This window comes from Microbacterium sp. TNHR37B, from assembly GCF_001620065.1.
In the GTDB taxonomy this organism is placed as follows: domain Bacteria; phylum Actinomycetota; class Actinomycetes; order Actinomycetales; family Microbacteriaceae; genus Microbacterium.
This window is the reverse complement of record NZ_LQGV01000002.1, coordinates 110,242-123,382: the sequence shown is the minus strand read 5'-3', so window position 1 is coordinate 123,382 and position 13,141 is coordinate 110,242. Positions and strand designations below refer to the sequence as shown.

Below are 13,141 nucleotides of genomic sequence, written 5' to 3'. Positions count from 1 at the left end.
GCGCACCGCCCGGCATCGGGAGACACCGGCGCGATAGCATGCGCAGACAGGGCAACGCACGACGGACGCGGGTGCGCCGGATCCACGGCATGCCGGCGCGTGAAGGAGGCAGCAGACTGATGACCACGGGCAGCGACGTATCCTCGTCTTCGGCGCGCGAGCACAGGGCCTCTGGTCGCGACATCGCCGCGGTGATCACGCTCTGGATCCGTCTCATCGCCGTCGCGGTCGGCCTCGCGCTGGCGGCCCTCTACGTCCTCTCCGGCCGTGCGATGTGGGCGATCATCAGCACCGCTGTGCTCGTGGCGGCGAGCTCCTGGCTCGTGTGGCTCGTCCGCACGGTCGTCGCGCGACACCGCGCCTGAAGCGTCACTCAGCCGGCGTCGCGGAGCGTCGCCACGTCGACGAGGCCGGAGTGCAGGCGCCCGTCGGTGACGAGAGACGGGATCGCGCGGGTCTGCACATCGTTCTCGACCACGTCGCGCGTGTGCGAGAGCGTCGCCGCGACGGCGTCGGAGGTCGTGAGCTCGGCGATCCGGGCGACAGCGGAGTCGTCGTAGCCCGCCTCGGCCAGCCACGCCTGAAGTTGCGCCTCCGCATCGGCCGCGGAGGCGTTGTTCATCCACACCTGCCATTCCAGGCCGTCGGCGTTCTCCTCGGTGAAGAGCTTCTCCAGCACGAACCAGTCCCCGCCCAGTGGCGCACCCTCGGCGGCATCGAACGCCCGGATCGCCGTGAGGTAGGTCGCCACGAGCGGAGAGTTGGCAAACCGCGGCGTTCCGTCGGACGAGATCGGATAGACGAGGTAGGTGACGTTGTGCGTGCGGTCGAACCCGGACTCGACCATGTTGCGGAACAGTTGCGCGCAGAACCGGCAACCGGGGTCCAGGATCTCCAGCGCGACCGGCCGCCCCTCGGTGAACCCGCCCAGATAGCTCGCATCCGCCGCGGCGAACTCCGTCGCGTCCCACGCCCGGAGGCGGCTGGGAACCGCCGCAATGGTCTCCCCGAGGGAGGCGAACTCGTTGCCGAACGCACCGAGCACATCGCCCTGACCGATCGATTCCCAGAAGCCGATGGGACCGGTGTCGATCGAGCACATCTCCGCGGCGAGCGAGCAGGACTGACCGTCCTGCTTGTCGCACGTGCCGTAGACGTAGAGGTTCAGTCCGCTCCGCCCCACGATGTAGAGGCTCACGACGAACGAGATCACCATGAGCCACGCGACCACCTCGATCGCGATGCTCGCCGGGCGCACGAGGCCAGGAGCCCGCACCGCCAGCGGAGCGAGCAGAGAGCTCTTCACATCGTCGCGGAAGCTCGAGTCGCACGGGCGGAAGGTGGCCTTCCGCCAGACGCACCCCCATGCCCGCCCGAGGAGCTTGCGGTACTTCGCCGACACGGCCGACAGCACCAGCACCACGGCGAAGGCGACGATGCACAGCACGTCACAGCCCCCGCATCATCCCGGTCATGACTTCCAACGCGCGCTCCACGTCGTGGTCGGTGTTGTGCGCGCCGAGGCTGAACCGGACGAGGGGATCCAGCGACAGACGCTCCTGCAGCCAGTGATGGGCGCAGAAGTGGCCGCTGCGCACCATGACTCCTGCCCGGGAGAGGAAGACGGCCAGCCGGTGCGCATCCACACGCTCGGGCACCGCGGAGATCACGGGCGAGGGCCCGGCATTCAGCACGCGCAGGTGCGGAAGCGCCGAGAGCCCGTCGAACAGGCGTTCGGCGAAGCGGGCCTCGGCTGCCTCGATCTCGGCGAGGCGAGGCCGCAGCCATTCCAGCGCGGCACCGAACGCGAGGATCTCCCCCCACGCCTGGAGACCCGGCTCGAGCCGCGTGTGCAGGTCGGGAAGGAGGTCGAAGTCGTCTTCGCGCGCCGCGGCGACCTGGCCACCACCGACGAAGACCACCTCGAGCGAGGCGAGCAGGTCGTTCGCGGCCGCCACGACGCCCAGTGCCGGCCCGTACATCTTGTGCGCGGAGAAGCAGATCGCATCGGCCCCGACCCCCCGGAGGCGCGTGAGGGCGTGCGGGGCCGCCTGCGCCGCGTCGAGGATGACGATCGCGCCGCGACGGTGGGCGTCGGTGATGAGGTCCTCGAGGTGCCCCGTGACCTGTCCTACGACGTTGTCCATCGCCGAGACGACGACCACGGCGTCTGCCAGGTCGGCATCGGCGACGAGCACCGAGCCGTCGAGTCCGCGTTCGGCCAGCACCCGCGGGATGCCCAGCCGGTGTGCCGCCGTGATCGTCGACAGGTGCACGGCGTTGTGCTCGGTGTGCGTGGTCACGACGCGGGCGAAGCGGCCGGTGGGCAGTTGCTGCAGCAGCAGGTTGAGGCCGTAGGTGGTGTTCAGAGTGAACGAGCAGGTGTAGCGCCGGGACGGGAGTCCGAGAGTGGTCAGCACCCGCTGGCGCGTCGCGGCGACCCCCTCCTCGACGCGCTTGCCCCACGCGTACTTCACGCGGTCGCCGCACGCGTTATGGGTCGTGAAGTACGAGGTCAGCGCGTCGATCACCGGCTGCGGGCGAAGCGTCTGACAGGCCGAGTCGAGGTAGATGTCGTCGTCGGAGAGGTACGCGAACGAGCTGCGCCCCGTCGCTGCGGCATCCTCGCCCCGGCGATGACGAAGGAGCAGGCGCAGGGGGTCGGTGGCGGCCATGGCCCCATTGTCCGCGCCGCGATCCGGCACCGCGGCGGCCGTTCGCCGGGAATAAGGAGCGGGCCGTACCCGGTCTGCGAGACTCCGCGCTCCCCCGAGCGTCAGAGACTGCCGATGACGTCGAGGCGCAGCTGGGCGGCCACGGCGATCACGAGATAGTCGACGATCACGATGAGCGGCAGCCAGGAGAGGAGGATCCGTCCCGCACCGCGCCCGGCACTCCCCCACACCCCGGCGCGCAGGGTCCATCCGGCGACGGTCCAGAAGAGAGGAATGGTGACGAGCCAGATCACCATGCACCACGGGCACAGCGAGCCGTACTCGAACACGCTCCGGTAGGCGAGGACGTGCACGAAGACGAACGCCCCCGCCACGAAGGCGGCGTACGTGCGCCAATACCACTTCTGCATCCCCGCCCGCGAGGCCAGGGCGCTCACGCCGGCGAAGATCGGTCCGGTGAACAGCACGATGCCGATGATCGAGTTGCTGAAGCCGAGCAGGTTGCCGCCGGGGGTGAGGAGATTCGGACCACACGTGACGATGGGGCTGATGTCGCAGCTGATGAGCGCGTCGCCTCCCGTCAGCTGGCCGATGTACTCGTGGTACAGGAGGAAGGAGACGACCCACCCGAGTACCCCGGCGACGATCCAGAAGACGGCGACACCGCGGCCCGGACGATGACGATCGTCTTCGCGGTCGCGCGGCCGCGGCACATCGGTGGTCATCCTGCCATTGTCGGGGATGGGCGCCGCCCCGTGCTGCGGCCCCGCCGTGTCTATGGACTCAGCGAGCGCGCGGGTGGGAGGTGACGTACACGTCGCGGAGCGCGTCGATCGTCACGTGCGTGTAGATCTGGGTGGTCGCCACCGACGCGTGACCGAGGAGTTCCTGCACCACCCGCACGTCGGCACCGCCCTGCAGGAGGTGGGTGGCGAAGGAGTGGCGAAGCGTATGCGGCGACACGTGGGCGCGGAGGGATGCGCGCTCGGCCGCCTGCTGGAGGATCAGCCACGCGCTCTGTCGGGACAACGGCGCCCCGCGGGCGCCGAGGAAGAGCCGGGGGGTGGCCCGGCCGCGCCGGGAGAGCTCGGGACGTGCTCTCGCGAGATACGCGTCGACCGCCGCACGCGCGTAGGAGCCGACCGGGACGATGCGCTCCTTGTCCCCCTTGCCGCGCACTCGCAGCACGTCACCGTGGGCGAGGTCGTCGACGTCGAGAGCGATGATCTCCGACACCCGGGCCCCCGTCGCGTAGAGCAGCTCGAGAAGGGCCCGGTCGCGCAGGCGCACGAGTCCTCCCTCGCCGGTCTCCACGGCGTTGTCCGCGCCCGGGGCGGGTCCCGCGCCGTCGAGGAGCGCTTCGACCTGATCGATCGTGAGCGCTTTGGGCAGGCGCTGCGGCATCTTGGGCGGACGGAGCTCCGCCGTCGGGTCCTCCGCGCTCAGCCCCTCCCGTACGAGGAAGCGGTGCAGCCCGCGCACCGACGATTGCAGACGCGCGAGCGAGGTCGCCGCCGGGGGCGGCTGCGTCGATGCGCGCTCGGCGACGAAGTCGGCCACGAGCGCCGCCGTCACCTCGGCGGCCTCGGTCACGTGGCGCTCCTCCATCCAAGCGACGTACCCGGCGAGGTCGCGCCGGTACGCGGCGACCGTGTGATCGGACAGCCCGCGCTCGATCGCCACGTGCCGGAGATACGTCTCCACCGCGCGACGCACCTGCACGTCAGCCCCCCGCGCGCGCTTCCCGCCGCAGGCGCTCGGCAGCCGCGAACACGCCGGCCACGAGGATCCCGTTGCGCATGCGGCCGGCGAGCACCGCGTCGATCGCGTCGTCGAGAGCGACCCACTCCAGGCGGATGTCCGCCTCTTCCTGCTCCCGCGCATGGGCCGACGGCGCGGGCGACAGCTCGCGCGCGAGGAAGAGGTGGACGACCTCGTCGTTTCCTCCCGGGGTCGTGTAGATGCTCAGGAGCGGCTCCATCGACCCGGCGACGAGGTCCACCTCTTCGGCCAGCTCCCGTCGCGCCGTGTCGATGGGCGGTTCCCCCTCGACATCGAGAAGTCCCGCGGGGATCTCCCAGTCACGATGGCGAATGGGGTGACGGTACTGCTGGATGAGAGCGACACGCTCGTGGTCGTCGAGCGCCACGACCGCCACCGCGCCGGGGTGCGCGACGTACTGGCGCGTGATCTCCCCCTCGCCGTAGCGGAAGGTGTCGTTGCGCACGTCCCACACCCGCCCCTCGTACACGAGATCGGAGGAGACGATCTCCACGTCGACGGGTTCGTCGCGCAGGCTCGTCATCGGCGGCCCTCAGCCGTTCTCGACGTCGAACAGCTCGCTGGAGCGGTGGCGCTCCAGGGCGGCGGCAATCAGCCCCCGGAACAGCGGGTTGGCCTCGGTCGGCCGCGACCGCAGTTCGGGGTGCGCCTGCGTGGCGATGTAGTACGGGTGCACGTCGCGCGGCAGCTCCACATACTCCACGAGGTTCCGGTCGGGCGACAGCCCCGAGAACACCAGCCCCGCGTCGGCGAGCTGGTCGCGGTAGCGGTTGTTGACCTCGTAACGGTGGCGGTGGCGCTCCGAGGCGCGCGTGGCACCGTACACCTCGGCAGCGACCGACCCCTCCGCCAGCTCCGCTTCGTAGAGCCCCAGCCGCATGGTGCCGCCCAGGTCTCCGCCGGCGAGGATGTCGACCTGCTCGGCCATCGTGGCGATGACGGGGAACTCGGTCTCCGGGTCGAACTCGCTGGAGGACGCCCCCTCCAGCCCGACGACGTGCCGCGCGTACTCGATCACCATGCACTGGAGACCGAGGCAGATGCCGAGCGTAGGGATGCCCTGCTCGCGCGCGAACTTCAGCGCACCGAGCTTTCCCTCGATCCCGCGGATGCCGAAGCCGCCGGGGATGACGATGCCGTCCACCGCGCCGAGCGCCTTGGCCGCGCCGTCGGGCGTCTCGCACAGATCCGAGGGGATCCACGTGATCTGCACCTTGGTCTCCTGCGCGAACCCGCCCGCCTTCAGCGCCTCGGTCACCGAGAGGTACGCGTCGGGAAGATCGATGTACTTGCCGACCAGGCCGATCGTCACCTCGTGCTTCGGGTTGTGCACCGCCTGCAGCACCTTGTTCCACCGGGTCCAGTCGACCTCGCCCGCCTTGGCGGCAAGCCCCAGCCGCCGCGTGATGTACGCGTCGAGTCCCTGGGCGTTCAGCGTGGAGGGGATGTCGTAGATGCTGGGCAGGTCGACGGTGTTCACGACACCCTCGACGTCGACGTCGCACATGAGGGCGATCTTGTTGCGGTTGCTCTCGCTGACCGGACGATCGCTGCGGAGCACGAGCGCGTCGGGCTGGATGCCGAGCTGACGCAGCGCCGCGACGGAGTGCTGAGTGGGCTTGGTCTTCTGCTCGCCCGAGGCCCCCATGAACGGCACGAGCGAGACGTGGACGAAGAACACGCTGTCGCGGCCGAGCTCGTGACGCAGCTGCCGGGCCGCTTCGAGGAACGGCTGCGACTCGATGTCGCCGACGGTCCCGCCGACCTCGGTGATGATGACGTCGGGCCGGGGCGACTCACCGGCCTGCAGCCGCATCCGGCGCTTGATCTCGTCGGTGATGTGCGGGATCACCTGCACCGTGTCGCCGAGGTACTCCCCGCGACGCTCGCGCGCGATCACCTGCGAGTAGATCTGGCCCGTCGTGACGTTCGCGGCCTGGCTCAGCTCGATGTCGAGGAAGCGCTCGTAGTGGCCGATGTCGAGGTCGGTCTCCGCGCCGTCGTCGGTGACGAACACCTCGCCGTGCTGGAACGGGTTCATCGTTCCCGGGTCGACGTTGAGGTAGGGATCGAGCTTCTGCATCACGACGCGCAGCCCGCGCGCGGTCAACAGGTTGCCCAGACTGGCGGCGGTCAGGCCCTTCCCCAAAGAAGAAACGACACCGCCCGTCACGAAGATGTGCTTGGTGGTGTCGTTCGAAGTGTTTCCCGCGCCTGAAGTGTCCGTCACGGGCTTTTATCCTATCAGCCCCGGCGGCCGGCGGGCCGAGCAGCGGTGCTGCGTGGCGGACGGGTCACGACGAGCACCCATACCGATGCGACGAGGGAGACACCGAGGCACACGAGCAGGAGCGGGAAGAGGGGCTCGTCGCCGTACATGTCGGCCGTTGCCCACCCGAACAGCGGGAACTGCGCCGCCGTGAGCCACGGCGGGAGCCATCGCACGGCGTCGCGGAACGCGCCGCCCTCCCGCCAACGGCCCGGTCGGCGGCTGCGTGCGATGCCTGCGGCGCTGAGTCCCACCGCCACGACGGCGAGCGACGGAGCCAGGATCCAGGGCAGAGCGACCACGAACGAGTTCACGTCCCACTCCTGCGGCGAGGTCTCTCCGAGCGTTCCGGCGGGAAAACGCAGTTGCGCACCGACGTAGGCACGCGCCGTGGGCCAGTCGCTCTCCGGCTCGTACTGACTCGCGCGGTCGGCCTCGAACCGGATGACGACGCTTCCGGACTGCTGGGCAGACGGCCCGAACGGCACCGGCGGGCGCACGGGGCGATGGGGCAGCTCGTCGAGCCAGCCGCTCTCGCCCGTGAGTTCCGCGGCGAGATCGCTCGGCAGTCGCACCGACACCGCGAGGTGCTGCGGCCCGTGATCGACGCCCTCCCACGTGTCCACCCACCACGGCAGCAACGCGGTCCAGCGGATCTGGTCGAGCCATCGGGCGTCCGTCTTCACGGCGCTCGCGGGGTGGGCGAGGGTGTAGGTCACCCGGATGTCATGCTCGCCCGGCCAGTCATCGGGCATCCGGCTCTGCAGGAACGCGTATCCCTGGAGCCGGCTCTGCTCGAACGGCACCGCGCTCCCGTCCACCTCGACCGACTCGACGGTCAGCGCTTGGTCGTGTCCGTCGACCTGGTCGCGCCAGAGGCGGGTCACCTGCGGGATCGCGCGGAGGTTCGCATCGACGGTGGCGGTGAGCGACTCGGTGACCTCCATCCGCACGCTTCCGTCGTCGGCTCTGACGATGTCGGCGGAGATGTCGACGTCGGACACGTACAGCCCGTAGTCGCCGTCGACGTCGCGGAGGAGCTCGAAGTGGGTGAGCCCGTGGCGGGTGGACGCGGTCGTGAGGAACGACACCCCGCAGGCGGCGAGGAAGACGACGATGGCCGTGGCCCGCAGGAGCAACCGCGGTCCCGTCACGAAGCGGGGATCGGCGCGGACGGAGCCCGCCACCCCCGAGGTCTCCAGCGCCTCCACCACCGCTCGTCCGGCGGCGCGCGCCGGTGCGAACATCACGATGTACGGCAGGAGCGGGTCCTTCAGCGACGTTCGTTCCCGGGCCGAGGTCTGGCGGAGGAACAGCTCTTGCCCGCGGAGATGCTCGACCGCGCGGGTTCCCGCGGGGGTCAGCGGTCGCGCCGACAGCGCGACGGCGAGCACGATGGCCGCGAGCAGGGTCGACACCACGACGATCGCGCCGGGCCACCAGTACTCCGACAGCGGCACCTGATACGACAGCTGCCGGACGAGACCCCACTGCAGGGCGGTGAAGGCGAGCGCTGCCCCGAGGAAGCCATCGCGCACGAACCCGCGCGGAATCCGGCGCAGCTCTTCAGCGAACTGAGTCCGGTAGGCGCGCGCTCCGCGATAGTGCAGCCACGCGCCGAGGAGGTCGCCGAGGCGTCCGGTCCGCCGAGCCACGCGAAGGAGGCGGCGAGCGTCGGCGGGGTCGCTCGTTCCCGCGGCGAGGGCGTCGACGAGCGCGCTCGTCCGCCACGCCCGCCAGAGCCGCGCATCCAGCGCCGGGCTCCCGCCGTCCCGCGGAGCCTCCTGCATCGTGAACCAGGGCCGCCCGCGCGCATCAGCCCACGCGACGCGGCGCGCAGCGATGACGAGCGGAATCGCGACGACCAGCAGGAGGAGCGGGACGAAGGGGCCGACCACCTGCACCCAGTACAGGACGGAGGGCTCCGGCATCGTGAACGTGCCGCTGTCGAAGCGAAGCGCGAACCAGAACGACGAGTACGGTGGCATGTTCTGGTCGTTGTCGGTCCGGTAGACGATCCCGTCGGCGGTCGTCCCCTCGGGCGTGAGCGTCGTCGAATCGCTCAAGAGGAGCCAGGACATTCCCGCGGCGGGCCGGCGGGCGAACGCGCCGTCGAGTTCAGGCGGCACCGTGACCGTCAGCGACTTCTTCGCCGACCCATGCCGCCATTCCGGCCCGAACACGTCCCACTGCACCTGCTCGTACGCCTGCCGCGATGACGGATCCTGTGTCGGTGCGGCGAGATCGTGCAGGTCGTAGCGAAGAACGAGGTCGTGGTCGCCGCGCATCCGCTCCCCCGCGTCGACGCGGATCGTCATACGGGTGGCGTCCTGGCGCACCCGCGGTTCCACGGCCACGCCGTCCCACGTCACGTCTCGAATCGCGGGGCGGAGGTCGTGCCCCTCGTATTGCGTCGCGATGATGCGCTCGACCCCGTCCTCGTCGACGTCGTCGGGGAAGAGAGCGGTGATGCGCTCCTCCACGTGCACGACGAGGCTCCCCGACTCGTCCCGCTCCAGGGTGTACGAGACGTCGAAGGAGCGCGCGATCCAGGTGTCGGTCGCCTCGCCCGCCGACGAGACGATGTCGTCGAACGAGAGCGGCTTGTTGATGACGGGGCCGACGAGCAGCAGGACTCCGATCGCGGCGAGCGCGGCCCAGAAGACGCGCAACGACCAGCGAAGTCGGGGGCCGCCGTGCGACTGCAGCCAGGCCTCGACGCGCAAGAGCCACGCCGCCAGCGCCCGGTAGAGCGGAGTCTGCCGGCGCGGTGTCCAGGCGACGGCGCCAGGAGGAGCCTCCGACGCGCTCGGGGGTGTCTCGCTCACTGCCCCTTCCCGAGAGCGAGCAGTTCTCGAGCGTGGTCGAGCGCGGCGGTGGAGTCCGTCATGCCCGACAAGAGCCGCGCCATCTCCGCCTCCCGCTCGGGGCCGTCGATACGGCGGACGTCGGACGAGGTGACCGAACCGTCATTGCCCTTGACCACCGTCAGGTGGTTGTTGGCGAAGGCGGCGACCTGTGCGAGGTGGGTCACTGCGATCACCTGACTCGTCCGGGCCAGTTGAGCGAGGCGACGGCCGACCTCGATCGCCGCTCCGCCGCCGATCCCGGCGTCCACCTCGTCGAAGACGAAGGTGGGCACGGGATCGGTCTGGGCGATCACGACCTCGATCGCGAGCATGACCCGGCTGAGCTCGCCCCCCGACGCGCCCCGGGAGACCGGACGCGGCTCGGCGCCCGGGTGCGGGGCGAGCAGGAGCGTGACCTCGTCGCGGCCGGCGGCGGACTCCGCCCCGGGCTCGACACTCACGGTGACCGCGGCATCGGGCATCGCCAGGTGGCGAAGCTCCGCGGTCACCGCGGCCGCCAGGCGCGTACCGGCGGTCGTCCGCTCGCGCGTCAGCGCGGCGGCGGCGGCATCGAGCCGTTCGGCCGCGGCCTCGGTCTCTCGGGTGAGCCGCGCGACGCGTTCGCCGTCGTCGTCCAGTTCCAGGAGCCGTGCCGCTCCGGTCTCGCGGAGCGCCACGACGGCGTCGAGGTCGCCGTGCCGGCGGGTGAGCGCGGTGAGCGCGGCGCGGCGCTCTTCGAGGAGGGCGAGTTCGTGCGGACCGGTCTCGTCGAGATCGGCGAGGTAGGCGCTGAGGTCGCCGGCGACGTCAGCGACGCGGTATCCGACCTCTCCGACCGCCTCGGCGATGGCGGCGAGCCTCTCGTCGGCGTGCGCGGCGCGCTCGAGCGCGCGACGGGCCTCCGCGATGAGGGCCACGGCGTCGGGGTGGTCGTCGTCGCTCGACAACGCCGCGTGGGCGCCGGCAGCCGCGATGCGGAGCTCCTCGGCGTTGGCGAGTCGTTCCGCCCGCTGGGCGACGTCGCGATCCTCACCGGGCTGCGGGTCGATCCGCTCGATCTCCTCCAGCGCCTCGCGGAGCTCCTCCGCCTCGCGGGCGCGAGAGTCACGGGCCGCCACCAGCTGGTCGAGCTCGTCGCGAAGGTCCCGCGCGTGGTCCCACTCGGTGCGGTAGCGCGCGAGGGCATCGGCAACGGGCGCGCCGGCGAAGCGATCGAGCGCGTCGCGCTGCGCGGCCGCACTCCGCAGCCGCAGCTGGTCGGATTGACCGTGGACGACGACGAGGCGGTCGGCGAGATCGGCGAGCACCCCCGCGGGGGCCGTGCGGCCGCCCACCGTGGCGCGCCCTCGTCCTTCGCTCGAGACGGTGCGCCCGAGATACAACTCGGCCTCACCGCCACCGACCGGTTCCACATCGCCGCCTGCTTCTCGTACGCGCTCGGCGACGGCACCGTCCTCCGGCACGATCCAGACGCCTTCCACCGAGGCCTGCGCCGCTCCCGAGCGCACCGCACCGGAGTCGGCACGCTGCCCGAGGAGGAGCCCGAGACCCGTGACGACCATCGTCTTGCCCGCGCCGGTCTCCCCGGTGATCGCCGTGAACCCGGGACCCATCGGAAGCGTCGCCTGCGCGATCACCCCGAGGTCGCGCAGCACCATCTGCTCGATCACGGCGTCTCCGCCACCGCGCCCGCCGGGCCTCGCCACCCGGCCACCGGAAGACGGAACTTCCGGACGAGCCGATCGGTGAAGGGCGCGGGGTGCAGGCGCGCGAGCCGTACCGGCGTCGGCGAACGACGCACGACGACCCGCGCCCCCGGCGGCAGGTCGTGGGACCGTCGCCCGTCGCACCAGAGAATGCCGGTGCCGTACGTGCGCTCGAGCACCTCGATCGCAACCGAGGCCTCGGGCCCGACGACGAGCGGCCGGGCGAAGAGGGCGTGCGCGGAGAGCGGAACCACCGCGATCGCTTCGACGGTGGGCCAGATCACGGGTCCCCCCGCGGAGAAGTTGTACGCGGTGGACCCCGTCGGGGTGGCCACGACCATGCCGTCGCACCCGAAGGTCGACAGCGGCCTGCCGTCCACCTCGATGACCACTTCCATCATCCGTTCCCGAGACGCCTTCTCGACCGTCGCCTCGTTCAGCGCCCACGTCTCGTAGATCACGGCGCCGGTCGCGTCCTTGATCCGTACCGAGAGCGCCATTCGCTCCTCGACGTCGTAGTCGCGTGCGATGACGCGCCTCATCGCGTCGTCGATGTCGTCGGCCTCGATCTCGGCGAGGAACCCGACGTGGCCCATGTTGATGCCGAGCACGGGGGCGCTGCCCTCGCGCACGATCTCCGCGGCCCGCAGGATCGTGCCGTCTCCCCCGAGGACGATCGCCAGTTCGATCTGGTCCACCGCGACGTCACGGCCGAGGACCGCGAACTCGCCCACGCCGGAGAGCGCATCGATCAGCGCGTCGTCGTCTCCGGGCAGGACCGCCCGGGCGCCCGCGGACGTGAGGGCACCGATGACGCGTGCGGCAGCGGCGATGGTGTCCGCCCGTTGCGCGTGGGCGACGACGAGGATCTCGCGAGTGGTCATCAGGCTCCCGCCAGTCGGTTCACGGTGCTCAACCATTCTGTCGGATTGCCGCCGTCGTGGTCGGCGCGCCTCACACGCAGGTGAGCGAGGTATTCCGCATTCCCGTGCGTGCCGACGAGGGGAGAGGAGATCACTCCGTGCGTCGCCAGCCCTGCGTCCCACGCGGACCACAGGACGCCGGCGACCGCGTCGGCGCGCCGCCCTGGATCGGTGACCAGCCCCTCGCGGACGCCCGTGCGCCCCACCTCGAACTGCGGCTTGATGAGGAGCACGACATCCCCGCCGTCGGCCAGGACCTCCCGTACGGGCGAGAGGACGTGGGTGAGCGAGATGAAGGACAGGTCACCCGTCACGACGCCGGGGGCATCGGGGATCCCGGTGGCCTCGTGCAGCGTGCGGGGCGTCATGTGGCGCACGTTGAAGCCCTCCACCGCCACGACCTCCGGGTCGCCGGCGATCTCGGCCGCCAACTGACCGTGTCCGACGTCGACAGCGAGGACGGGACGCGCACCGCGTTCGCGGAGCACCTGCGTGAATCCGCCCGTCGAGGCTCCCATGTCCAGCGCACAGCGATCGGCGACGTCGATGGGGAAGGCGTCGAGTGCCGCGATGAGCTTGTGCGCGGCCCGGCTGACGTAATGGTCGGCGGCGGCGACCACGATCTCCGCGTCGTCGGGCACCCGCGCCGAGGCCTTGACGATCCCGACGCCGTCCACCGTGACGAGCCCTGCGTCGATGAGGTGCGCCGCATGAGTGCGCGAGCGCGCGAGACCACGGGCCGCGATCGCCGCGTCGAGCCGGGACGTCATGCGTGCAGGTCGCGAGGCCCGGACTCCAGCCGGCGCGCGAGCTCGTCGTGCAGAGCGGCGTAGGCGGCCGCTCTCTCGGCGAGCGGCTGCCCTTCGATCACCTCGAGCGTGGACAGCAGGTCTTCGCGGCGCTCGTCGCTCCCGGCGGTATCCATGGACATGCCTCC

Annotated in this window: 12 protein-coding genes; 1 reads left to right on the top strand and 11 read right to left on the bottom strand. The window is 71.0% G+C overall.

Translation table 11 applies throughout. The features are described 5' to 3' along the window. The first annotated feature begins 119 nt into the window (after positions 1 to 119). Positions 120 to 365 carry a hypothetical protein gene (locus tag AVP41_RS08180; protein WP_067163141.1) on the top strand — a complete coding sequence of 82 codons (246 nt, stop codon included), beginning with the start codon at positions 120 to 122 and terminating at the stop codon, positions 363 to 365. Between the two features lie 8 nt (positions 366 to 373). On the opposite strand, the gene AVP41_RS08175 is transcribed toward AVP41_RS08180, so the two are convergent. From AVP41_RS08175 to AVP41_RS16625, 11 genes are all read right to left on the bottom strand, one after another. Continuing rightward, the gene (locus tag AVP41_RS08175; RefSeq protein WP_067163139.1) at positions 374 to 1,447 is read right to left on the bottom strand and encodes a DsbA family protein; all 1,074 of its coding nucleotides are present in this window, start codon (positions 1,445 to 1,447) and stop codon (positions 374 to 376) included. Position 1,448: 1 nt separating this feature from the next. Beyond that, on the bottom strand, positions 1,449 to 2,675 hold the full coding sequence (locus AVP41_RS08170) for an aminotransferase class V-fold PLP-dependent enzyme (protein WP_067163136.1): 1,227 nt from the start codon (positions 2,673 to 2,675) through the stop codon (positions 1,449 to 1,451). 101 nt (positions 2,676 to 2,776) lie between these two features. Then, entirely contained in the window at positions 2,777 to 3,400 is a 624-nt protein-coding gene (locus AVP41_RS08165; protein WP_067163134.1) for a vitamin K epoxide reductase family protein, read from the bottom strand. Between the two features lie 58 nt (positions 3,401 to 3,458). Then, positions 3,459 to 4,397, bottom strand: a complete 939-nt coding sequence (gene xerD, locus AVP41_RS08160) for a site-specific tyrosine recombinase XerD (protein WP_067163132.1) — start codon at positions 4,395 to 4,397, stop codon at positions 3,459 to 3,461. A 1-nt stretch (position 4,398) separates the two neighbouring features. Beyond that, positions 4,399 to 4,980, bottom strand: coding sequence for an NUDIX domain-containing protein (locus tag AVP41_RS08155; protein WP_067163129.1), 582 nt, complete (start codon positions 4,978 to 4,980; stop codon positions 4,399 to 4,401). 9 nt (positions 4,981 to 4,989) lie between these two features. Beyond that, positions 4,990 to 6,687, bottom strand: coding sequence for a CTP synthase (locus tag AVP41_RS08150; protein WP_067163127.1), 1,698 nt, complete (start codon positions 6,685 to 6,687; stop codon positions 4,990 to 4,992). Positions 6,688 to 6,701: 14 nt separating this feature from the next. After that, a complete protein-coding gene (locus AVP41_RS08145; RefSeq protein ID WP_067163124.1) occupies positions 6,702 to 9,554 on the bottom strand; it encodes a DUF2207 domain-containing protein in 2,853 nt (950 codons plus the stop codon). Next, complete coding sequence (gene recN, locus AVP41_RS08140) at positions 9,551 to 11,245, bottom strand: DNA repair protein RecN (protein WP_067163192.1); 1,695 nt, start codon at positions 11,243 to 11,245, stop codon at positions 9,551 to 9,553. The genes AVP41_RS08145 and recN overlap by 4 nt, the downstream gene beginning before the upstream one ends. Next, entirely contained in the window at positions 11,242 to 12,165 is a 924-nt protein-coding gene (locus tag AVP41_RS08135; RefSeq protein ID WP_067163123.1) for an NAD kinase, read from the bottom strand. The genes recN and AVP41_RS08135 overlap by 4 nt, the downstream gene beginning before the upstream one ends. Next, positions 12,165 to 12,974 (bottom strand): TlyA family RNA methyltransferase, encoded by an 810-nt coding sequence (locus AVP41_RS08130; protein ID WP_067163121.1) that lies wholly within the window; start codon positions 12,972 to 12,974, stop codon positions 12,165 to 12,167. The genes AVP41_RS08135 and AVP41_RS08130 overlap by 1 nt, the downstream gene beginning before the upstream one ends. Further along, positions 12,971 to 13,135, bottom strand: coding sequence for a hypothetical protein (locus AVP41_RS16625; protein ID WP_157532432.1), 165 nt, complete (start codon positions 13,133 to 13,135; stop codon positions 12,971 to 12,973). Before AVP41_RS16625 ends, AVP41_RS08130 begins: the two co-directional genes overlap by 4 nt. Positions 13,136 to 13,141 lie beyond the last annotated feature (6 nt).

Coding starts and splice junctions, on each gene's coding strand:
- AVP41_RS08180 (WP_067163141.1), top strand. CDS start 120: ATGACCACGGGCAGCGACGTATCCTCGTCTTCGGCGCGCGAGCACAGG.
- AVP41_RS08170 (WP_067163136.1), bottom strand. CDS start 2,675: ATGGCCGCCACCGACCCCCTGCGCCTGCTCCTTCGTCATCGCCGGGGC.
- AVP41_RS08165 (WP_067163134.1), bottom strand. CDS start 3,400: ATGACCACCGATGTGCCGCGGCCGCGCGACCGCGAAGACGATCGTCAT.
- AVP41_RS08155 (WP_067163129.1), bottom strand. CDS start 4,980: ATGACGAGCCTGCGCGACGAACCCGTCGACGTGGAGATCGTCTCCTCC.
- AVP41_RS08135 (WP_067163123.1), bottom strand. CDS start 12,165: ATGACCACTCGCGAGATCCTCGTCGTCGCCCACGCGCAACGGGCGGAC.
- AVP41_RS08130 (WP_067163121.1), bottom strand. CDS start 12,974: ATGACGTCCCGGCTCGACGCGGCGATCGCGGCCCGTGGTCTCGCGCGC.
- AVP41_RS16625 (WP_157532432.1), bottom strand. CDS start 13,135: ATGTCCATGGATACCGCCGGGAGCGACGAGCGCCGCGAAGACCTGCTG.